This window comes from Luteolibacter sp. LG18, assembly GCF_036322585.1.
Lineage (GTDB): Bacteria > Verrucomicrobiota > Verrucomicrobiia > Verrucomicrobiales > Akkermansiaceae > Luteolibacter.
On sequence record NZ_AP024600.1, the window covers coordinates 2590503 to 2614263 of the forward strand.

A 23761-nucleotide genomic window follows, 5' to 3' on the forward strand; every position below is an offset into this window, starting at 1 on the left:
TAACGTCAAGGTCCAATAGCGCGCCCAACGGTTAGGCGGGTCCGTGCAAAAGCAGGACGATTTCCCCCTTCGGTGCGTGGGTGGCGAAATGCGCGGAAAGCTCGGTGGCGGTTCCGCGGTGGTAGGTTTCGAATTTCTTCGTCAATTCGCGGGCCACGCAGACGCGGGCGTCCGGCGAGAAAGAGGCGAGGAGTTCCAGCGTGCCGGCCAGGCGGTGCGGGGATTCGAAGAAAATGGCGGTTTCTCCGGAGGCGACGGCTTCCTCCAGCGCCTGGCGGCGGCGGCCGGACTTCACCGGCAGGAAGCCGCCGAAGCGGAAGGCGTGGCAGGGCATGCCGGAGCCGACCAGGGCGGTGAGCACGGCCGAGGGGCCGGGCAGGACCTCGTGGGGCACGCCGGCCTCGATGCAGGCGTGGATCAGGCGGTAGCCGGGGTCGGACACGCCGGGCATGCCGGCATCGGTCACCACGGCGATGGTTTCGCCGGCCTGGGCGGCGGCGATCAGTTCGGGGATCCGGCGGATCTCATTGTGCTCGTGGAGCGAGACCAGCGGCTTGAAGGCGATCCCGTGGTGTTGGAGGAGAGGGGCGGAGTGCCGGGTGTCCTCGCAGGCGATGCGGTCGCAGGTCTTTAGGACCTCCAGGGCGCGCAGCGTGAGGTCATCGCGGTTGCCGATCGGGGTCGGCACCAGGATCACGCGTCCGCCGCTGCCGGGGGTGGGAGTATCGGATTGTTCCATCGGGGTCGCGATCCCGCCCCGTCCGTGGAAGGGGCGGCGGGGCTCAGTAGCCGTTGGCGAGCTTCGAGACCAGGGAGTCCGCGGCGCGTTCCAAGGCGTCGGAAAGCGCGTTGTTGCGGGAGGTCTGGAGATTGGCGTCCACGAAGAACTGGCTGTGGCCCACGGCGTTGCCATTGGCGAGCACCTTGGTGGGGTCCTTGGCATCCTTCAGGGTCCAGGACAGGGTGACGGTGTTCTGGAGCTCCTGGGGGCGAAGGGTGTCGAGGCGTTCACCGCGGATCTGGAGGTAATCGATGCGGCGGATGCGGCCCTCGAGGACGGCGTCGGCCTTGTCGAGGTTCGAGATCCGGTAGGTGCCGTCCTGGGCCAGGGCGCTGGCCACGGCGGAGGTGGCGATGGCCTCGGCGCGCGGGTGCTGGGTGTCGTTTCCGAACATCGGCACCTGGATGGTCTTGATCCGGGCGAGCGAGGCGGGCTTCACCCCGCCGAGCTGGTAGCCAGCACAGGAACTCAGGGCGACGGCGGCGGAAACGGCGAGGAGGCGCATCATGGCAGGCAATCGGGATCCGGATTCAAATCAATGCTCGCCCAGTTCGGCGAGGCGGCTCTTGGCCTTCTGGCCCAGGGAGTTGGTGCCGGCGCGGCGGACCACCTCGCGGTAGTAAACCTTGGCGGACTCGTATTCCTTGGTCTTGAGGTAGAACTCGGCGACGTCGAAGGAGCGCTGGACGCTTTGGCCGCCGAGGTCCGCCATCAGGCGGCGGGCTTCCCCGGCGCGGTGGTGGTTCGGATACTGGTTGAGGTAGTCCTGCAGGGCCTCGCGGGCGAGGTTGATGGTCGCCTGGTTCTGGTTTCCGCGCTGGGCCTGCTGGATGTAGACCTGCGCCACGCGGAACTGGGCTTCCGGGGCTTCCGGGCGGTCGGGATAGTCGCTGACGACCTTCTTGTAGGCTTCGACGGCTTCCTTGTCCTTCTTCTGTTGCTGGTAGAGCTGGCCGAGCGAGAGCTGGGCGGCCGCGGCGGCGGAGGATTTCGGCGCGCTTTCGCGGACCTGCTCGAGCATGCCGACGACCTTGTCGCGGGACAGGCCGGACTTCAGGCCGAGGAAACTGGTCTTGATGTGGCCGTTGGCGGCGGTGTTCGCGATGGAGATCTGGCGGTCGAGGGCCTTGGTGTAGTAGCCGCTGCCCTGGTAGCCGAGGATGAGCTTCTCGTAGGCGTCGAATGCCTCCGGCAGGTCGCCCTTCTGCTCCAGAAGCTGGCCTTGGCGGAAACGGGCTTGGGCGGAGTTCGGCGCGGTCGGGGAGGCTTCGGCGGATTCCTTGTAGAGCTTGATCGCCTTTTCGCGGTCGCCCGAGTCATCGGCCTTCTTGGCCTGCCAGTAGAGGCCTTCGCTTTCGGCCTTCGACTTCGGGGCGTGGGAGGCGAGGGGAGGCCCCTCGTTTTTCGAGCCGCAGGAAGCAAGCAGGGCGGCGGAGCCGGCGAGCACGATCAATGACCTCGGGGACATGGCGGGAGAATAGGAACGGGGAATGAGAGCGGGAAAGCGAAATCCTATCAGGATCTATCAGGAACCTCCGAGTTCGGCGGCGCGGCGGACGGCGGCATCGACCGCCCCGATCATGGCGGCGCGGACGCCGTGCTTTTCCATTTCCGCCAGGGCGGCGATGGTAGTGCCGCCGGGGGAGGTGACCATGTCCTTGAGCACGGCCGGGTGGAGGCCGGTTTCCATGACCATGGCGGCGGCGCCGAGGACGGTCTGGGCGGCGAGCTTGATGGAGTCGGCACGGCCGAGCCCGGCCTTCACGCCGCCATCGGCGAGGGCCTCGATGATCAGGTAGACGTAGGCGGGGCCGCTGCCGGACAGGCCTGTGACGGCATTCATCAGGCGCTCCGGGACCTCGATGGCGTGGCCCACGGCGCTCAGCAGGCGCAAGGCGGTTTCGGCGTCCGCCGGGGTGGCGTGGGTGCCGCGGCAGAAGGCGGTGGCACCCTGGCCGACCATGGCCGGGGTGTTCGGCATGGTGCGGATGATGCGGAAGGTGTCCGGGGCGCTGCCTTCCAGGGTGGTGAGGGTGAGGCCGGCGGCGATCGAGATCACCAGCCGCGGCTGGCCGTTCGCGCCCTTGGCGGCGAGCTTGAGGGCGGCGGCCACGTCGTGGGGCTTGGTGGCCAGCAGGATGGTGTCGCAGGACGCGCCGATGGCGGCGGCATCGGCGGCGGTGGCCGCGCCGGTGGCCTGGGTGAAGGCGTCGAGTGCCGCCTGGACCGGATCGCAGCCGGTGATGTCCGCGGCGGACACCGCACCGGCCTTGAGGGCTCCTTCCACCAGGGCCGTGCCCATTTTTCCACATCCGATGACTCCGAGCTTCATGTCCCGTGATCTAACGCCGCGGGACCGCCGCGTGCCAGCGTCATTTTGTTGGACCGGGCCGGGGGCGGGCGGCATCGTCCCGCCATGATCCGCTGGATTCCGACTTTCCTCCTGATGCCGGTGCTCGCGACGGCGGCCGGGGAGCCCGCCCCTGCCAAACCCGGCAATCCCGAGGTAGCGGCGATGATTCCCGCCGCGGTGGCGGCGATCGCGGAGCCGGGCCTGCATGAATTCCAAGGAGGCCTGAAAATGGCGGTCACGGCGGCGGATCAGGAAACCCAGGCGCATGTGGTGGAGGGGCTCGACCACCTCCACGGCGGCTGGGAGTTCGAGGCGGCGCGCCATTTCGCGGCGGCGGCGAAGCGGGATCCGAACTGCCTGTTGGCGCACTGGGGGATGGCGGTGGCGTTGATTGCCCCGAATCCGGAAACGATTTCGCAGCGGGATGCGGCGGTGGAGCGGATGCTCACGCTGGTGGACGCGGGTGTGGGCAACGAGCTCGAGCGCGGCTACGCCTACGGGCTGATCCAGTATTTCAAGGAGGGCCCGGCCGGTGCGGCGGACGCGTTCCGCAAGTTGTCCGAGCGTTTCCCGAACGACCTCCAGGCCAAGATGTTCGCGGCCCTGTTCGGCCGCGGCGGTTATGACGAGTTCGACAAGCCGACCGAGGACCAGGAACGATCGGAAAAGATCCTGTCCACCCTGCTGGACCGTTATCCGGACAGCACGGTGTTGCTCAACGCCTTGCTGACGATCCGCGCGGAGGGCCCCGACCTGGAGGCGTCGCTGCCGTTGGCGCGCAAGCTGTGCGAACTGGCGCCGAACTACCCGCCGTATTTCCAACTGCTCGGCCACTATGAGTGGCGCACCGGCAACCACGCGAAGGCGGCCGCGGCGTTTGCCCGCGCGTCCACCTTGTTCGAGGAGTGGATGAAGAACGCGAAGGTGACGGCGCTCGATTGTCCGGCCTGGGTTGCGGCGGAGAGCTACCGTGCGGTGGCGTTGGCTTCGAAGGGGGATTTCGACACGGCGTTGGCCGCTGCCACCGCGTTGGCCGGGAAAAAAGTGCCGGTCGAGCGCGCGGCATCTCCCGGTGGCCGGATGTTGCTGTGGGAGGCGAAGACCCTGCCCGCGCGACTGCTGATGAGCCGTGGGGCCAAGGGCGATGCGGCCAAGGCGCTGGCCAGTCTGCCGAAGGCGGAGGAGATCGCCACCTACAAGGACCGCTCGCTGGCACGGTGGTATGTGGATGGGCTGCGAATCGATCTCGATGGCCTGCGCCAGATCGATGAAGGCAAGCTCGGCGAGGCGGCCAAGGTGTCCGAGGCCTTCAGTCACCACGGCGAGACGTTCGCGCAGATCCAGAAGGTGTCGCAGGTCAGCGGCGAGCGTTCGTTCTGGAACCGTTCCTTCCGCGCGATGGAAGTGCTGGCCAGCGAACTCCGGGGGCGTCAGGCGCAGGCAGGTCCGAAGGCCGGGCAGGGCTCCGCTTACAACTGGTTCCGCGCGGCGGCCGATCGCCAGAGTCGTGCGACGATGCTGCTGCCGCCGGCGGTGTTGACGCCGATGGCGCTGCGGGTTGGTGATTTCCAGATGGCCACCGGCAAGCCGGCGGACGCGGTGGAATCCTATCGCGAGGCGCTGAAAGCGTTTCCGAACGACATGGCCTGCCTCAAGGGGCTGGTGGCGGCCTGCGAAAAGGCCGGGTTGGCCGAGGAGGCGACCAAGGTTCGGGGACAGATCGAGGCATTGTCCGCGCCCTGACGGGATTTGGGTGGGTGTAGCCACCAGCCGGTCATCAGCAGGCCGGTGGCGGCGAGCCAGCTTCCGAGGACCCGCACCACGATGCGGGTCCAGGCGGGCTTGAGCGCGAGCACGAGACCGGAGGCGAGGAGAAAGAAGATGGCGGCGACGACCGCTCCTCCGAGGGTGGCCATCGTGCCGCCGCCTTCCGTCCGCAGGTCGAGGCCCTCGATCCAGCCGTGGAGGGCGGTGACGATGGCGGCAAGACCGGCGACGAACGCGGGCTTGAGTTTGCAATCGGTCGCAATCAGGAGGCCGAGGACGAGGAAGGTGGCCGCGGCGAGGGGATAGCCGGGAGCTGTGCCCCAGGTGAGGCCGAGGTGGCCGCCGATGAGCCAGGCGACGGGGATGATAAAAAGGGCCTTTCGGGCTGCTGCCGCGCCGCGGAGGCCGGCGAAGAGTCCGATGGCAGCGAGGGGCACGCAGGTTTCCGGTGAGAGCGCGAAATGGCTCGCGCCATCGTAGAGCGGCCCTAGGCCGGTCGTGACCACATGGGCGTTCGCGGCGGCGGTTCCCAGCAGGGAAACGAGGGCGATGGGAAGGAGGCGGCGTTTCATGCCAGCGCTTCCTTGGCGAACCAGAACCCCGCCAGCGAGATTGCGATCCCGGCTCCCCGCAGCGAGATCCGGCCGCCCTTCCACTTGTGGATCAGGCCGATGGCGATGCCCACGCCGTGGAGGCAGCCGGTGGCGATGACGAAACCGAGGCTGTAGAGCAGGCCGTTCTGGCCCTCTGGCAACTCGGTGCCGTGGGCGTGGCCATGGAAGAGCCCGAAGATGCCGACCAGCACGGCGGCGATCCACAGCGGCGGGCGGGCTTCGAAGGCGACCATGCCGCCGAGCAGGATGGCGGAAAGCGCGATGCCGATTTCGGTGCCGGGAAGGGGAGCGCCGATCAGGCCGAGGAAACCGCCGATGGCCATGACCAGCGGGAAGGCGACCGGCAGCACCCACACCGCGGGCGCGCGGAGTTGGGCTCCCCACAGGCCCACGGCGATCATCGCGAGGATGTGATCCCAGCCGGACCACGGGTGACCGAAGCCGGTGGCGAATCCCGCGGCCTCGCCATGGGCGGCATGCGCATGGGCGGGGCACGCCAGCGCCAGCAGGAGCAGGGCGACGGGAAGGGCCGTGCGGCGGGGTGAAGGCGCGGGATTTCGGAGCATGCGTTTCCGGGATACGGGCCATCGGCCCCAATCGTGTCCAGCTTTTCGTGGTGACGGAGCTGGGGCAAGGGGATTGCGTTTCCCTCAAGTACTCTTGCCGTGGAGCCATTGTCGTCACGGCCGGGATCAGAGGAGGATGCGAGGGTAGTCTTCCCGCTCCCGCGTTTTCGCCATGCCTCGCCCCGCTTTGTTCCGTCCGTTCGTCTCCGCCGCCACGCTGTTCGCGTGCGCCGGTCTCTCCCAAGCCGCCCAGTTGAAGGGCTATTGGGAATTCGCCAGCCCGGCCTCGGGCGGTAACTTCTCCGGTGTGACGGTGGGTGGTGCCGCCGCTCCGAATCTGGTGATCGAGGGCACGGCTCCCACTTACAGTGCCACATTGGCAGATGACGCGACACCCACGCCGGTGACGACGCTCAATGGCGTGGTCACCACGGTGGCTGGAGCGGCCAACCGGCTCAAGCTCACCCACGGCATCACGCCGAACGGCGGCAGCACGACGGTGGTGAACAAATACACGCTGATGTTCGACGTGTTCTCGCCGAGCGCGAGCCGCGGCACGTGGCGCAGCTTTTACCAGACGAACCCGGTCAACAACGACGACGCGGAGTTCTTCATCAAGAACGCCAGCACCGCGGAAACCCTCGGCATCGCCGAGATCGGTTACTCCGGCGCGATGTCGGCCGGGAAGTGGCACCGCGTGGTGATCTCGGTGGACCTCGGGACGAGCATCGTGAGCTACGTGGATGGAGCCCTCTTCAAGACCCACAGCGCGGGAACCTTGAACGGGCACTTCGCGCTCCAGTCGTCGATCCTGCTCTTCGGGGACAACAACGGGGAAAACAACCCGCTCAACGTCGGGGCCGTCGCGATCTGGGACGGGGCGATGACCGCCGCCGAGGCCACCGCGCTGGGCAAGGCCGGGGTGGCGGTTTCGACCGTGCCGCCGGTGAACCATGCGCCGGTGATCGCGCAGGGTGCCACCACTTCGCTGGATGCCGTCAAGGACGGGGCAGCGGTCGCCACGACGTTCAACGGCAGCGATTCGGATGGCGATGCGATCACCTGGAGCGTCACCACGCCTGCGTCGCACGGCGCGGTCCAACTCACCGGCAGCAACGCGACCTGTCCGCTTTCCTACACGCCGGCGGCAGGCTATTCCGGCACGGATTCGTTTGTGATCCGGGCCAGCGACGGCACCGATAGTAGTTCCACTACCGTCTACGTGGTGGTCACGGAATCCTCCGCCACGCCGCGGTTGACCGGTTTGTGGGAGTTCAACAACGCGGCCAACCGCAACCAAGCGACCATCGGTTTCGACCTGGAGCCGATCGGCAGCGGATTCAGCACGGTGACCGGCATCGATGGCGCGGACGGCGCGGTGCAGGTGGCCGTGGGCAGCTATTACAAGGTCACGCACGGCGTGCAGCCGAACGGCGGTGCCACGGCCAAGCGTGCGAACCAGTATTCGCTGGTGTGGGACATCAAGATCCCCACCGCCAGCGCGTCGATCTACAAGAACCTCCTCCAGACGACGCTCGGCAACAACGACGACGGCGACCTGTTCATCAACACGACCAACAACATCGGGGTGAATGCCGGACTCGGCGGCTATTCCGCGTCCGCCATTTCCACCAATGCCTGGCACCGCGTGGTGCTCACGGTGAACAACGGCACGGGCCGCAACGTGTGGGTGGATGGTGTGAAGGTGCTCAGCGGTTCGGTGGGGGCGCTCGATGAAACCCGCTACGGCTTGCTGGGCCAGATACTGGCCTTCGCCGACGATGATGGGGAAGACGGCGCGATCGCGGTTTCGTCCATGGCGTCGTTCAATGGCGTGCTGTCGGACAACCAGATCGCGCTGCTGGCGGGCGCGGGCACCCCGATGGATGTGGCGCTGCCGCCGAAGCCGGCTCCATACGCGCTGTGGCAGTTCGATGAGCCGACCCGCCCGGAGGCTCCGACGGTGGGAAGCAGCCGCCTTGTTCGCAACGGCGCGATGTTCAGCCAGGTGGCCGGTCGGGCCGCGGGCGATGGCGCCATCGAGATCGGCGCGGGCAGCCACTATCTCGTGCCGCACGGCGTCGCGGCCAATGGCGGCGGCAGCAAGGTGAACGAGTATTCCATCCTGTGGGATGTGAAGTATTCGAACGCGGGAACCACCAAATCGCTTTATCAAACCACGCTCGCGAACAGCGACGACGCCGAGTTGACGGTGGATGCCACCGGCAAGGTGGGCCACGCCGGATTGGGGGGGATATCCTCGCAGTCGACCTCCGCAAGCACGTGGTGCCGCGTGGTGATGGTGGTGAAGAACGGCACGGACCGCAGCCTCTACGTGAATGGCTCGCTGTGGGTTGACGGCAATGCGGGCGTGGTGGATGACAGCTACGCGCTCGATCCAGCGGGCTTCTTGGCTTTCGCCGATGACAATGGCGGCGACGACACCATCGATGTCACCACGCTCGCCGTGTGGGGCCGCGCGCTGACGCCCGGCGAGGTGCTGGTGCTGGGCGATGCCTCCGTGGCCGCCGCCGACGGCGTCACGCCGGTGAGTCCGAACCATGTGCCGGTCATCACCGAGGGCGAAACCTACACGCTCAACGCCACCAAGAATGGCGGCGCGGTCGCGGCCACTGTTCACGCGACGGATGCGGACGGCGAGGCTCTTTCCTGGATGGTTTCAACCCCGGCCACCAGCGGCACGGTCAATGTTGCCGGTGCCAACACTTCCGCCGGGGTGAGCTACACGCCCGCGAATGGGTTCTCCGGGTTGGACTCGTTCGTGGTCCGGGTGTCGGACGGTTGGTCCACCGACACGATCACGTTCAATGTGACCGTCACCAATCCCTTCGCCGATCCGGTGCTGACGATCATGTCGGCCCACGGCACGCCCGCGCCAGCGGTTGGCACTTATCCGAATGCCCGCGGCACGGTGTTGAACAACAGCGTGAGCGACGAGGCCACCGCGACGTCCCGTTACCACTGCATCGGCTGGTCGATGGTGGGGGATGGCCCGCACAGCGGCACCGCCTCCTCGATGTCGATGACGCTGACCCGCGATTCCACGCTCACGTGGCTGTGGCAGACCGAATATCGTGTCGAGCTCGCGATCAGTGGTTCCGGCACCATCAGCGCGTCGAGCGGCTGGTATGAGGCGAACCGTCCGGTCCAGATCACCGCCACCCCGGCGGCAGGTTACTATTTCGCCGGTTGGAGCGGTGACACCACCGGCTGCACGATGGGAGGAAAGAGCATCGTGGTCCCGGTGAGCCGCGCCCACGCGACCATCACCGCGAACTTCGCCGCGGTGGAGAATTTCACCGTCGTCGGCCTGCCGGACACGCAGAACTACTGCAACGCGGCGAACGCCTCGCTCGGCATTTACGACAAGCAGACGCAGTGGGTGATCGACAACAAGGAGACGCTCAACATCAAGTTCCTCACCCACCTCGGCGACATCGTCGACAGCGCCACCAACACCGGCCAGTGGAACATCGCCACCGCCGCCATGGGCAAGCTGGACACGAAGCTTCCGTATGGCGTCTGCACCGGCAACCACGACCTCGCCAACGGCTCCACCCACTACCTCGACCGCTTCGGGCCCACCCATCCGCGCTGGGTCGATCCCGCGACCAGCCAGGTTTACAACTGGTATCAGGGGGCCTCGCCGCGCGGCTACAGCTCGTTCCAGGTGATCACGGTGAACGGCCGGGACTACATGTTCCTCCACATCGACTGCGATTGCCCGGACTCCGACATGGCCTGGGCCGCCACCGTGCTCAGCCAGCACCCGCGCACCGTGACCTTCCTCACCACCCACGACTACCTCGCGGAAACGGGGGCCTCCAGTTCCTCCGGCAGCGGCACCGGCCAGCGTGGCCGCGTGAACTGGCCGACCGGCTACATCAGCGTCGGTCCGGACCGCAATCCCGTCACCGACATCTGGAACACCCTGGTGAGGCCGTTCAACCAGGTCTACATGGTGATCTGCGGCCACAATTTCGCGCAGTACAACGTCGATGACACCAACGCGGCGGGCAAGACGGTCCACCAGGTCATCGCCGACTACCAGACGCTGCCGAACGGCGGCAACGGCTTCCTGCGCATCATGGAATTCCGCCCGGCGCAGAACCAGATCTACAACACAACCTACTCGCCGCATCTCGGGCGTTACATGTCGAACACCGGCAGCCCGTCCGCGCAGCTCACGTCCGACAACACCGGCATGCTCGACCTCACCGACAAGAACGGCGGCGAGTTCCTGCTGACCACCGACTTCGACACCCGCTTCAACCACAATCTCACGATCGTTTCGGCGCAGCCGACCGTTTCGCCCGCCGTCGGCACGGTGAGCATCGAGGAGGGCACACCGGTGGTGGCCAGCGCGGCCGACAACGTCATTGGCACCACGCGCTACAAGTGCACCGGCTGGACGCTCACCGGCGGCCAAACCGGAGCGGGCTCGGGCAAGACGGCGTCCTTCACCATGGGCGGCGACGCCACGCTCACGTGGAACTGGGCGACCGAATACTATCTCGATACCCAGGCGACCGGCCGCGGCATCGTCAGTGTGAACAGCGGCTACCAGTCCGCGGGGGCATCCGTGACCATCCTCGCCCAGCCGGACGGCGGTGCCTCGTTCCTGCGCTGGAGCGGGGACATCGCGGGTTGCACCGTGGATGGCACCTCGATCACCGTGCCGATGACGCGCGGCCGCGGTCCGGTGACGGCGGAGTTCACCCCGCTGGTGCCGACCTACAACGTGGTGGTCGTTTCGAGCTACCCAAGCGTGACGCCGACACCGGCCAGCTATCCCTTCGAGCAGGGCACCACCGCCAGCTTCTCCGCGCAGGACTACACCGATGGCAATGTCCGCCATGTCTGCACCGGTTGGGCCACCACCGGCGGCGTGACCCAATCCGGCAGCGGCAAGAGCACGCAAATCACGGTGACCGGGGACTTCACCTTCACCTGGCAGTGGAAGACGCAGTATCTCCTTCAGACCGGAGTAAACGGCTCCGGCACGGTGACTGGCAATGGCTCGTGGATCGATGAGGGCACCGGCGTGCAGGTCACGGCGAACGCGGGTTCCGGCGCAGGCTTCACCGTTTGGAGTGGTGACACCGCCGCGGGCACGAGTGCCGGGAATGTCTTCACGATTGCCAGCATGAGCCGTCCGGTCGGTCCGCTCATCGCGAATTTCGCCACGGGTTATCACACGCTCACGGTGGTGTCGGATCAGGTGAACACGATCCCGGTGCCGGGCTCGTATTCCTTCCCGCATGGCTCGCAGGTCAACTTCTCCGCCCAGCCGGTGGAGAACGGTCGCAGTCGTTTCGTGCCTACCGGGTGGACGCTGGGCAATGGCACTTCCGGGGAGTCCACATCGGGCAGCTTCACGATCAATGCCGACACCACGCTCACGTGGAGCTGGAGCCCGCAGGTGGTGCTGGAGATCGCCGGTGGCTCGGAAGGTTCGATCCTGCCGACCAATGCGGGCGGCTGGCACACGCTCGGCACCACGGTTACATTGCATGCGCAACCGGCGTCCGACTTCGGGTTCGCCGCGTGGCGCGGGGATGTGAATGGTGCACCGGTTTCGCCGGACCTCACGCTTACGCTCGACCAGCCGCGCACAATCGCCGCGGACTTCAAGGCGGTGGCCGCTCCCGGAGGCACGCCGAAATGGTGGCTGGAGCGCCATGGCAAGGTGACCGGCGGCAACCTCGCCGCGGCGGAGCAGGCCGATGCCGATGGTGACGGCAAGACCGCCGCCGAGGAGTTCGTCGCGGGCATGGACGATCTCGATGCCGCGAGAACGTTCGGCGTGACCGGCCTTCAGAAAACCGCGGCGAACAAGCTGGCCCTGAGTTGGCCGGGCGCGGCGGGCCGCAGCTACGGCATCTGGTCATCTCCCGACCTGCAAACGCCGTTCACGCTGGTGCGGGATGGCATCCCGGCGACCGAACCGTTGACCACCGCCGATGTCACCCTGACGGGTGGCGCCAAGGCGTTCTACAAGGTGAAGGCGGATCTGCTTCCCGGCTCCACTTTGGATCCTGATTCGCTGGCCACCTCCGTCGCGCCCAAACCCGGCAGCCTGGTGCGCGTGATGAAGTTCATCCCCGCCGGCGCCTTCACGATGGGTGATGACAACGGCGGCGAGCAATCGGCGATGCCGGCCCACCCGGTGCAGGTGTCCGCGTTCTACATGGACAAGTTCGAGGTGACGCTCGGCGATTGGAAAACGGTCGCGACCTGGGCGCTGGCGCACGGTTACGACATTCCGCTCAATCTCACCTTCAATCCGCCGCTCGATCATCCGGCCCCGGCGGTGTCGTGGTATGATGCGGTGAAGTGGTGCAACGCCCGCTCCGAGATGGAGGGCCGCGTGCCCGCCTACTACACCGATACGACCACCACCACCGTCTATCGCACGGGCACGGTCGATCTGGTTTCCGCCAACGTGAACTGGGCGGGCAACGGCTACCGCCTGCCGACCGAGGCCGAGTGGGAGCGCGCGTCCCGCGGTGGCCTGGAAGGGAAGACCTACAGTTGGGGCAACGAGCCGCTCAATGGCCGCACCAATGGCTGGCAATACCAGCAGGCCATCGATCACACCGAGGCACCCTATCCGCTCAGCACGCCGGTCGGTTACTTCGATGGTCACCAGGCCGTGCCGGGGCCCGACATGGCGAATGGCTTCGGGCTCTACGACATGTCCGGCAACGTCTGGGAATGGTGCTGGGACCGCTACTCGGACTACGAGAAGCCGAAGCTCTTCGATCCGAAGGGGCCGGACACCGGCGGCACCCGCCTGACCCGTGGTGGGAGCTGGTGGAACAACGAGGCGGACATGACCAACGCACACCGCTATCCATTCCCTCCGGTCGGGGAGACGATCTACGGCCAGATCGGTTTCCGCACCATCCGTGCCGCCGCGCCGAACGAGATCCCGCATTGATCCATCCCGGGAACGGGCAGCTTGTGACAGGACCGTTGCTTTCCCGCGCTGGTTTTGCCTTGCTTGCCCGAACCTCTTCTTCCCGATGTCCGTTGATCCGCCTCCAGCCCCGGCCCGCCGGGGGGTGCCCGCCTTGTTGAAGGAGCCGCTGCTGCATTTCCTGATCGCCGCCGCGCTGCTGCTGGTGGCGTGGCATTTCTTCGCCAAGCCGGAGGTGAAGCTGTCGCCTCAGCTCATCAGCGGGATGGTGAAGGAATACGAAAGCGCCCTCGGTCGTGCCGCCACTCCGGACGAGGTGAAGAAGATCACCGACGAGTACATCGAAAGCGAAATCCTCTACCGCGAGGCGCTACGGACCGGCTTGATTCAGGACAACCGGGTGCGCGGGCTGTTGGTGCAGACCATGCGCACTTCTCTGCGGCCGATCGTGCCGCCGCCGACCGAGGCAGACCTCGTGGCGCTGCGGAACCAGACGCCGGAGATCTACCGTTACCCGGCGAAAGTGGGCTTCGAGCACGTTTCGTTCTCAGACGCCAAGGCGGTGCCGGAAGGTCTGCTGGAGAAACTCCGCGCCGGAACGCCGCCGCAGGGTCTCGGCGATCCCACGGTCCGCCTCGCGAATCCCTTGCCTCCCACCTTCAGCACCCAGCTCAACCACCTCTTCGGCCAGGCGTTCACCGAGACCCTCTTGAAGTGCGAGAAGGGCGTGTGGTCCGGTCCGTTCACGTCGAACCGCGGCGTCCACTTCGTAAAGGTCCTGTCGTCCGAGCCGGAGCAAGACATGCCGATGGCCGAGCTGCGGCCGACTCTCACCGGCAAGTGGACCGGCCTCAAGGAGGCCGAGGGTATTTCCCGGAAGGTCGAGGAAATGAAGAAATCCTACAGAGTGGTGCTGCCGCCCGTCACCCCGGTGAAGCCATGAACCCGGGCCGTTGGATACTACTCGTCCTGCTGTGCCTGATGGTGCCGCTCCGCGCCCATCAGCTCGGCGTGGACACGGTGAACCTCGAGGAGTTCGAGGGGAACCAGTACCGCCTTTCCTATCTGGCGTCTCCCGGCAGTGCGGAGGCGCAGGGCCGTCCGATCCTGCCGCCGGGCAGCCAGTGGAACGAGGAATCGGAAGGCGCGGCCTCTGGGGCGATTGGCCTGAACTTTACCTCGGGCGACCGGCCGTTGTCATCGGAGGACAAGATCCTGCTGCCATGGAAGCGCAATGGCGTGCTGTTCACGGTGTATTGGAAGAACGGCACACAGGCGCGGCAGTTCTTCACCAGCGGTGGGGAAGGCATCCTCATCGACATGGGCATGCTGAAAGCGGGCTCGGGCAATTCATTCCAGACAGCGAAGCGTTACGTGGTACTCGGCATCGGGCACATCCTCCGCGGGTTCGACCACCTGCTGTTCGTGCTCGGCTTGTTGCTGCTGGTGAAAGGGCGGAAGCGGCTGGTGATGACGATCACCGCCTTCACGGTGGCGCACAGCATCACGCTGGCGATGTCGGTGCTGGGGCAGTTGCAGTTGCCGACGCTGCTGGTCGACACGATCGTGGCCTTGAGCATCGTCTTCCTCGCGGTGGAGAACGTACACGCGTGGCGCGGGAAGAAGACGCTCGCGGCGAACTACCCGTGGCTGGTGTCGTTCGGCTTCGGTCTGGTGCATGGCCTCGGTTTCGCGGGTGCGCTCAATTCACTGGGGCTGCCCACGGCGGAGATCCCGGCGGCGCTGTTGTTCTTCAACTGCGGCGTGGAAATCGGTCAGCTCGTGTTCGTGGTCGGGTGGCTGGCATTGGCCGGAGCGGTCCGGGCGTTGCAGATCGACGTGCCGCGGCGCGCGGTGTTGGGATCGATCTACGCCTTGGGCATCGTCTCCGCGTGCTGGTTCCTGGATCGCACGCTGGAGATGTTTCGGTAGCACAAGCATTCCTGCTTGTGAATGTGCGCGGCACGATTCAGGAAGAGGCTCCAAGCCATTCGTTAGGATCGCTTGTGAGTCTCACGTGAAGCGGACTTTGCCCACTCACAAGCAGGAATGCTTGTGCTACTTGATGCCCAGGTACTTCATCACCGCGTGGGAGCGGGAGTGCACGTGGAGCTTCTCGTAGATGCGCTCGATGTGCGTCTGCACGGTCGAGTAGCTGATGCCGAGGTCGGCGGCGATCTCCTTGTAGGCGAATCCTTTCGCGAGGCGGTCCAGCACTTCCGTTTCCCGCGGTGAAAGGCCCTCGGCTTCGTTGGCGGCCGGGGCATGGTGATTGAACGATTGCACCACCTTGCGGGCGATCAGGCTGGTCATCGGCGCGCCGCCGGTGAAGACGTCCCGCACCGCGGCGATCAGCTCGGACGCACGCGGGGGTTTCAGCAGGTAGCCGCTGGCGCCCGCGGCCAGGGAGTTGAAAATCACATCGGCGTCCTCGTGCACCGTGAGCATCAGGATCTGGGTGCCGGGGACTTTTCCGGAAAGCTGCCGCACACAGTCGACGCCGGTCATGCCGGGCAGGTTCACGTCCATCAGCAGCACCTTCGGCTTCAAGGACGGCAGCTCCATGAGCGCTTCCTCGGCGCTCGGGAATGCCCCTACGCAGCGGATGTCCTCCTCCTGGGCGAGGATGGTGGTCAGGCTGCGGCGGATCCGCGGATCGTCCTCCACGAGGGCGACGGTGATCGGAATGGTGGCCGTATTCATCAGGGCGGGAGCGGGTGCAGGATATAATTGACCGGATTGATCAGGCTAGTCGGTAAAACTGCCGACTCACGGCGGCGGATCGAGCGGGACGTTCATTTCGACGCGGGTTCCTTCGCCCGGCCGACTGTCATAGACACATGTGCCACCGATTTGCTGCAAGCGCTCCTGGAGATTTGGCAGACCGTCGGCCCCGCCGGGGGAGGGCGTTTGGGCGGGGACCGATCCGCGGCCATTGTCCTCCAGCATCAACCGGAACGAGCCGGGCTGGAGGGATAGCGAAAGGTGGACTTCGGTGGCCCAGGCGTGTTTCACCACGTTGTGGAGGATCTCCTTGGTCGCCAGATAGACGTGGTGGCGGATCGCGGAGGACAGCGGCAGCGGCGGCAGGGTGGCGGGCAGGTCGAGACGGGCGGCGAGGCCGGCGGAGCGGGTGTAGTTCTGGACGAAGGCCCCGAGGAAGGTGACGAAGCTCTCCAGCGTGTCGTGCGCCGGGTTCACCGCCCACACGATTTCATCGAGCGAGCGGGTGACGTCCTGGGCGGTGGTGAAGATCTCATTGATGTGGGCGCTGGCGCGCTCCGGTCGCTGGGTGAGGTCGCCCTGCGCCAGCTCGCTGAGCAGGGCCACCTGGGTGAGGCTCGCACCGACGTCGTCATGGAGATCGCGGGCGATGCGGGCGCGTTCGTTCTGGATCGCTTGCTCGCGCTTGAGGGCTTCGATCTTGCGCTGGGCGCGCATGCGCTCGCGGCGGCGGACGATCCAGCCCACCAGCGCCAGGGCCGAGATCACGACCAGCGCACGGAACCAGCCGGTTTCCCAGAAATGAGGGGCGAGGTTGATTTCGAGAATCGCGGGAGCCTGGCTCCAGAGGCCGTTGCCGATCGTGCCGGAAAGCTCGAACCGGTATTTGCCCGGCGCGAGGTTGCGGTACTCCACGCGGCGCTCGGTACTGGCGTCTCCCCAGCCGTTTTCCAAGCCCGCGAGGCGGTTGCGGAATTTCAGGCGTTCGGGCGCGCCGAAGTGCAGGCCGGTGAAATGGATCTCAAGCCGCTCGATGCCCGGTGGCAGTTCGAGGCTGCCCGCCACCGGTTCGACCAGCTTGCCGTTGGCATAGACCTCCTCGATGAAGACCGGCGGCGTGCGCGTGTCGCCCTGGAAATCGGAGGGCTTGAGCAGGACGAATCCGTCGTTGGTGGCGAAGGCCATCCGGCCATCGCTGGTGCGGATCGGCGGGGTGATCGTGCATTCTTCGGAGCGGAGTCCGTCGGCGCGGTTGATGAAGAGCGGATGGATCTCGGCGGCGCGGCCCTCGCGCAGGGCCGCGGTTTCCTCGGCGGTGAAGACGGCCATGCCTCGGTTGGTGCCCACCCACAGGCGTCCGGTGTCGTCGACGGTGATCTGGGAGACCACGTCGTCGGGCAGGCCCTCGCGGGTGGAAAAGGTGCTGAAGCGGTCGCCATGGCGGACGACCAGGCCGCTGCCCGCGGTACCGACCCACAGCGTGTCGTTGCGGTCGATGTGTAGCACGCGGATGACGGCGTCCTTCGGCATTCCCTGTTCCACGCCGAAGCGCTTCGATTCGCTCCCCACCAGCCGGTAGAGGCCGTTGTTGCCGCGGGTGCCGATCCACAGCGCGCCTTTCTTGTCCACGGCCAGTCCCTTGATCGGATCGAAACGGCCGCCGTAGCCGACCTCTTCGATTTTTCCTCCGGCGATGTGATAGAGCACGCCTTGCCCGGAGCCCGCCCACAGACTGCCGGGCCGGTCTTCGCAGAGGGTCCACACGTCGGGGATCAACCGCTCCGGTTTCTGGGGGCGGACCAGCTTGCCGTTCAGATACTCGTAAACGCCGCCGGAGCCGCCCGCGAAGACGCGGCCCTGGATGGTGCGGATCGCGGCGTTGCCGAAGGTGTTGGCCTTGATTTCGACATCGCTTTCCATCGGGAGTGCCGTGCCATTACGCCAGAGATAGTAGCCGCGGCCCTGCGAGCCGATGAGGAACTCGCCCGGCGCCACCTCCAGCAGCGCGCCGATGAAATTCGCGCCCGGACCCGCGGTGGACTCGTCGACGATGCCGAGCTCGACCTTGCGCGGCGTGAGTGCGAACAGGCCTCGGGTCGACGTGCCGACCCAGAGCTGGCCATCCGGTGAAACGAAGACGGTTTCCGCGATGTCGAGGAACTTCGCTCCTCCGGGAACGGGCGTGACAAAGGTGTCGTCCTTCCAACCGCAGATCCCGCGGCGGTACATCGAGATCCACACCGTGCCATCGGGCGCGGCGGCCATCGTGTTGATGTCGCCCGTGAGGATGGGCAGGGGGCGCGAACTCCAGGTGCCTTGTTCGAGACACCACAGCCGCCGGGTGCTGTCTCCGACCCACAGCCGTCCCTTCAGATCCTGGCAGAAGGCCTGCGCGCTGGTGGGGCCACCTTCGCTGCCACGGATCCACTGGCCTGCTTTCCAGCGCCAGATCTCGTTGTTCTGGAAACCCACCCACAGCGTGCCGTCGCGAGCATGGAACAAGGTCCGCGCTACTTGCCGGGGATTGCTGGAAGGGACGTCGAAGGGGACGAAGCTCGCGCCTTCCAGCCGCACCAGTCCACCCAGCGTGGCGACCACGGGATGGCCGGAGTCGTCCTCCGCGATGCCCAGGATCGAGTTCGATGGCAGGCCGGCTCCCAGGTCGTAGGTGCGCTCGATCTTGCCGTCCCGCACCCTGCTCACGCCGCCGCCCTGGGTGCCGACCCACAGGGTGGAGTCCAGGCTTTGATAGAGGCACAGCACGGTGATCGCGCCGAGGCCATCGTGCATGCCGAAGGCCTTGAAGCGCACGCCATCGAACCGTGCCAATCCGGCGTCCGTGCCGAGCCACAGGAAGCCATCGCGGGTGCCCGCCATCACGCGGATGTGGTCCTGCGGCAGGCCTTCGCGCGTCCGCCAGTTCCGATAGAGCATGTCCACGGAAACGGGCTCCGCCGCACCTGCGGACACGAGGATGGAGGCTAGCAGATGGAGCGCGAGAAGGAGCCGGGGAAACACCCGTCGACGCTCTCACAATCAGCGCCTTCGGACAAGATCGCGCTTCGTCGGCAGAATACCCGACTACCGCCGATTCGCTGCTCGTGAAATTGTTACGTGCAATCCGCTCCCTTTGTTTCCGCGCCTTTTCTTCCCTCCACACTCATCCGCAAAACCCGCATGTCTCCCCATTTCCGGAACCCGTTTCTCCGTCTGACGGCCGTCTTCGGTATCGTCTGCCTCTCCTTTTCCGCCCACGCCGCCAACCTGTATTGGGATGGCAATGACACCACCACCGGAGCCGGTGCCACGCCGACCGGCACGTGGGGATCGAGCACCTTCTGGTCCACCGATTCGACCGGTGCTACTGCCACGACCGGCTGGATCGACGGCAACACCGCGGTGTTTTCCGCGGGCACCGATGGCACCGGCACCTACACGGTGACGGTAACCGGCACCCAGAGCCCGGCGGGCCTCACCTTCGAGGAGGGTGTGGTGACCCTCAGCGGCGGCACGGTTGCACTCACGTCTCCGAACGTCGTGACCACCGCGGCGGCCACCATTTCCTCGGCAATCGGAGGCACTGTGGGGCTGACCAAGACCGGTGCGGCCACGCTCACGCTATCGGGCACGAATACCTACTCCGGCACCACCGCCGTCAACGCCGGCACCATCACCGTGACCGGCAACCAGTCCGCGGCCAATGGAAGCTGGGTGCTGCTCGGCAGCGATGGCACCACGCCGAACACGAACGCCACGACCGTCAACTTCAACACCGGCAGCACGATTTCCATCGCCGCCGCCAGTCAGGTGCAGGCCGGCAACAGCGCGCCTTCGGGCGGATTCGCCGCCCAGACGATCAATGCCAACGTGGCGGTGACCAATGCCGGTGCCCTCAATCTCGGCCGCGCCGGGGTGTTGAACATCGCCAACACGTGGACCCAAAGCGGCTCCGTGGCCATCACCAGCCAGGGCGGGGGAACGGCCAACGTCAACGTCAACAGCGGTGGCTCCCTCGTCTACACCGGTGCCGCGGCGTTCGGCCTGAACACCTCGACCTCCAACACCACGACCACCGGCCTGACTGTCACCGCCGGCACCTTCACGACGGGCAAGGAGATCCGCAACAGCCAGGCGACGGTCGCGACCGGAGCGCAGGCCAGCGTGATCCTCAACAATGGCGGTGTGCTGAAAATTTCCGCGGACATCGCGGACCTGATCACCACCGCGGGTGGCACGGCGAACGTGCAGGTCGGTGCCACGGGAACCGGCGGCACCATCAATACCAACGGCTTCAGCACCACGCTTTCCCGGCCGATCATCAACGTCACCTCGCAGGCTGGCAAACTGGTCAAAACGGGCAGTGGCACCCTCACGCTTTCCGGCACCAGCACCTACACCGGCGGCACCACCTTGAGCAATGGCGGCGGTGTGCTCGCGCTGACCAATGGCTCGGCGCTCGGCACCGGGGCGGTGGCCATGACCAAGACCGGAGTCGACACCGGTGGCATCGCCCAGCTCAGCGGCGGCATCACCGTGGCGAACGCGTTCAACTTCTCGTCCGCCACCGGATTGAACGGCGGCGGTACCGCCCACATCCGCAATGCGTCGGGCACGAACATTCTCTCCGGCGCCCTCACGCTCACCGCGGGTGGCGGCAACGGCATCAACCTCCAGTCCGACGCGGGCATCCTCACCATCAACGGCAACATCGCCAGTTCCGTGGCGGATGCCTCGCGCACTCAGGCGTTCGGCGGCGCGGGCAACGGCATCGTCAACGGGATCATCTCCAACAACAGCTCCACCAACAAGGTGGCGTGGGACAAGCTCGGCACTGGCACCTGGACGTTCAATGGCACCAACACGATATCCGGCAACGGCACGGTGCGGAACGGAACCCTCCTGCTCGGCAACAACAGCGCCATGGGCGGTAGCGCGGTGACCATCGGCGCATCCACCTCCGGCGGTGCGGTGCTCACCAACGGGGCGTTCACCATCGCGAACTCGATCCAGTTCAACGCCAACCCGTCCGTCGGCACGAACTCCATCGGCGGCAACACCGACAACAATTCGACTTTCTCCGGCGCGATCCTGATGGCGGGCAACGGCACCATCTCGCAGGTCGCCACCACCGGTGCCAACGCGCTGAACCTCACCGGCGGCGTGGGGTCGAACAACACCGGCACGCGCACCCTCACCTTCGCGGGTCCCGGTGCGATCAAGGTTTCCGGCAGCCCGATCACGAACGGTTCCGCCGGTGCGGTGGCGGTCACGGTGACCGGCGGCGCGGTGACGTTCTCGGCGGCGAACACCTACACCGGCGACACCCGGGTGGAAGGCGGCTCCCTTACCTTGTCCGCGAACTCGCTGCTCGCGGATGCCTCGACCGTGGAGGTCCATGCCGCGGCCACGCTGGCGCTCAACTTCACCGGCACCGACAAGATCAAGACGCTCACCTTCGATGGCGTCACCCAGTCCACCGGCACCTGGGGTGCGATCGGTTCGGGCGCGGACCACACCGACGCCCGTATCACTGGCACCGGCATTCTGCTGGTCGTGCCGACTTTGCAATGGAACTCCACCGGCGGCGATGGCCTGTGGTCCACGGCTGGAAACTGGGACATCCTTTCCACTCCGCCCGCGGGTTCCGTCTTGCTCTTCCCGGGCGGTGGAGTCGATTCCACCCTCGCCAATGATCTGGCGGCGGGGACGACCCTCGACACGCTGCGGTTCCTTTCCGGTGCCGCGGCCTACACCATCGGCGGTACGAACAAAATGATTCTGACCGGTGGCATCGAGAATCTCTCCACCGCCACGCAGTCGATCGGGTTCCCGATCGAGTTCGGGGCGAATGTAACGCTCACCGCCAGCACCGGAAAAATCGCGCTGTCCGGAGATCTTTCCGGTGGATTCGGATTCACAAAGGCCGGCACCGGAGCGCTGGAGCTTTCGGGGACCAATACCTACACCGGCACCACCACGCTGGCCGCGGGTTCGATCAAGGTGCTCACCGCGAATTCCCTGCCCGCCACCACCACGCTGGCCTTCACCAATACCACCAACGCGGTGACGCTGGATCTCACCGGCGTTACCCAGACGGTGGCCGGTATGACGTTCGGCACTCAAACCAGCGGGACGAACACGGTTTCGATCCTCGGGGATTCCACCACTTCGCTGACCACCACCGGGGCCACGCTGGCCTTTAGCCCGCTGAACACCGCGAACAACCTGACGGTGGACATGTCCAGCCTCGGGGCCTTTGCCTACAACAATGCCTCGGGCTCCATGCGTCTCGATGGCGGCGTGCAGGTCAGCGGTTCGGCGGGGCATTTCACCACGCTGTCGCTGTCGGCGGAATCGAACACCATCACCGCGGCCAACTTCGTTGTGGGCAATCTGGGTGGCAGCAACGGCGTGCCCCTCTCGACCCTCAATCTCGGGCGGAACAACACGCTCAACGTCGCCAACATCGGCATCGCGGCGAGCCTCTCCCGCTCCTCGGGCATCGTGCAGTTCGGCTCGTCCGTGACCGGCAGCAAGGCGTTGACGATCCGCGGGACGGGCGGTGGCACCAGCACCGCGGACATGAACCTCGGCTCGGGGAACTCGTTCCAGTCGTCGGACGTGGACAACGCGACCTTCGACACCAGCGCGGGTTCACTGGACGCGATGTTCGGCACGGTCACAGTCGCACGCGCATCCACGACCGCCAGCGGCCGCGGCACCACCGTGAACGGCACCTTCAAGATGGGAGCCGGCACCATGAGCGCGAACAGCGTGATCCTGGGAACGGTCGATGGCACCGGCACCGGCAGCACCGAGATCGCCACCGCGCTGCTGGATCTCAATGGCGGCACGGCGGGCATTTCCACGCTCACCTTCGCCACCAACAGCCTCGCCTCCGGAAACACCATCACCGTCAACAGCCAGGTGAACCTCGGCGGCGGGGCCGCGCTCAATGCCACCACCATCCAGCAGGGCACGGTGGCGAACATCGGCACCCTGACGACCCGGATCAATTGGAACGACGGCACCATCGGCAACCTCTCCGGCACGGACCTCGCCATCGGCGGGGTTTCGATCGTGCTCGGCAGCGGCACCCACACCTTCGCGATTGGCGCGGGCCACACGGGCACCGTGTCGTCGGTGGTCAGCGGCACGGGTTCCCTCACCAAGTCCGGGGCCGGCACGCTGGTCTTGGGAGGAGTGAACACCTACACCGGAGACACCGTTGTTACCGAAGGCGTCGCCTCTCTCTCGACCGCCTTCCTCGCGGATACTTCCACCGTTTCGGTGACGACCGGCGGCAAGCTGAACCTCAATTTCAGCGGCAATGACACGGTGGCTGTCCTCCTGATCGACGGCCTGTCCCAGACCGGCGGCGGCACCACTTACGGCGCGACCGGTTCCGGGGCCAACGTGATCGACGACGTGCACTTCTCCGGTGCCGGCAAGATTCAGGTCGGCGTCTCGCCCGATCCGTTCACTCCGTGGATGGATGGCTTCACCGCCCTCAGCCTTCCGGCTGACAAGGCCAAGTCCGCCGATCCGGATCACGACGGTCTCAGCAACCTTGCCGAGTTCGCCCTCGATGGTGACCCATCCAGCGCCACCAACACCGGCAAGGTGCGGGTGGCGGTGGCCAATGTTTCCGGCGACAACGTGCTGACGATCACCCTGCCGGTCCGCCTTGGGGCGAGCTTCACCGCCGGCGGCGACCTGGTGTCCGCCGCGGTGGATGGCGTGGTCTACAAGATCCAGGGCAGCACGGATATGGTGGACTTCACCACCACGAACGTCACCGAGGTGACGCCCGCGTTGATCTCCGGCATGCCGGGGCTCACCAGCGGGTGGGAATACCGCACCTTCCGCCTGCCGGGCACGGTGACGGCGAATCCGAAGGGCTTCCTCCGCGCGGCGATCGCCGAACCCTGATCTGCGCATGGAAGGTTCGGAGGCACCGTGGCCAGGGCCCGGTGCCTCCGTCTCCCAGCATCGGTCGGCAGAATTGCCGAC

Annotated in this window: 12 protein-coding genes; 4 read left to right on the forward strand and 8 right to left on the reverse strand. The window is 66.3% G+C overall.

Annotated features, from left to right (window positions below):
• Positions 1-31: 31 nt before the first annotated feature.
• The 6 genes from rsmI to llg_RS10865 form a co-directional block, all read right to left on the reverse strand.
• Positions 32-739: a 16S rRNA (cytidine(1402)-2'-O)-methyltransferase gene (gene rsmI / locus llg_RS10840; RefSeq protein WP_338289926.1), complete on the reverse strand. Its 708-nt coding sequence runs from the start codon at positions 737-739 to the stop codon at positions 32-34.
• 43 nt (positions 740-782) lie between these two features.
• Positions 783-1289, reverse strand: a complete 507-nt coding sequence (gene lptE / locus llg_RS10845; RefSeq protein ID WP_338289927.1) for an LPS assembly lipoprotein LptE — start codon at positions 1287-1289, stop codon at positions 783-785.
• Between the two features lie 27 nt (positions 1290-1316).
• Positions 1317-2249, reverse strand: coding sequence for a tetratricopeptide repeat protein (locus llg_RS10850; protein WP_338289928.1), 933 nt, complete (start codon positions 2247-2249; stop codon positions 1317-1319).
• Between the two features lie 57 nt (positions 2250-2306).
• A complete protein-coding gene (proC, locus tag llg_RS10855) occupies positions 2307-3113 on the reverse strand; it encodes a pyrroline-5-carboxylate reductase (RefSeq protein ID WP_338289929.1) in 807 nt (268 codons plus the stop codon).
• Positions 3114-4741: 1628 nt separating this feature from the next.
• A complete protein-coding gene (locus llg_RS10860) occupies positions 4742-5473 on the reverse strand; it encodes a HupE/UreJ family protein (RefSeq protein ID WP_338289930.1) in 732 nt (243 codons plus the stop codon).
• A complete protein-coding gene (locus llg_RS10865) occupies positions 5470-6081 on the reverse strand; it encodes a HupE/UreJ family protein (protein ID WP_338289931.1) in 612 nt (203 codons plus the stop codon). Before llg_RS10865 ends, llg_RS10860 begins: the two co-directional genes overlap by 4 nt.
• 172 nt (positions 6082-6253) lie before the next feature.
• On the opposite strand from llg_RS10865, the gene llg_RS10870 reads away from it, so the two are divergent.
• The 3 genes from llg_RS10870 (at position 6254) to llg_RS10880 (ending at position 14956) form a co-directional block, all read left to right on the forward strand.
• Positions 6254-13045 carry an SUMF1/EgtB/PvdO family nonheme iron enzyme gene (locus llg_RS10870; protein WP_338289932.1) on the forward strand — a complete coding sequence of 2264 codons (6792 nt, stop codon included), beginning with the start codon at positions 6254-6256 and terminating at the stop codon, positions 13043-13045.
• A gap of 85 nt (positions 13046-13130) precedes the next feature.
• Positions 13131-13967, forward strand: a complete 837-nt coding sequence (locus tag llg_RS10875) for a peptidylprolyl isomerase (protein WP_338289933.1) — start codon at positions 13131-13133, stop codon at positions 13965-13967.
• A complete protein-coding gene (locus tag llg_RS10880) occupies positions 13964-14956 on the forward strand; it encodes a HupE/UreJ family protein (RefSeq protein ID WP_338289934.1) in 993 nt (330 codons plus the stop codon). The genes llg_RS10875 and llg_RS10880 overlap by 4 nt, the downstream gene beginning before the upstream one ends.
• Before the next feature lie 126 nt (positions 14957-15082).
• Here the strand turns inward: llg_RS10880 and llg_RS10885 are convergent, their stop codons facing one another.
• Together llg_RS10885 and llg_RS10890 are read right to left on the reverse strand one after the other, a co-directional pair.
• On the reverse strand, positions 15083-15727 hold the full coding sequence (locus llg_RS10885; RefSeq protein WP_338289935.1) for a response regulator transcription factor: 645 nt from the start codon (positions 15725-15727) through the stop codon (positions 15083-15085).
• Between the two features lie 66 nt (positions 15728-15793).
• Positions 15794-18718 (reverse strand): two-component regulator propeller domain-containing protein, encoded by a 2925-nt coding sequence (locus llg_RS10890; protein ID WP_338289936.1) that lies wholly within the window; start codon positions 18716-18718, stop codon positions 15794-15796.
• 207 nt (positions 18719-18925) lie between these two features.
• On the opposite strand from llg_RS10890, the gene llg_RS10895 reads away from it, so the two are divergent.
• On the forward strand, positions 18926-23680 hold the full coding sequence (locus llg_RS10895; protein ID WP_338289937.1) for an autotransporter-associated beta strand repeat-containing protein: 4755 nt from the start codon (positions 18926-18928) through the stop codon (positions 23678-23680).
• Positions 23681-23761: the final 81 nt, after the last annotated feature.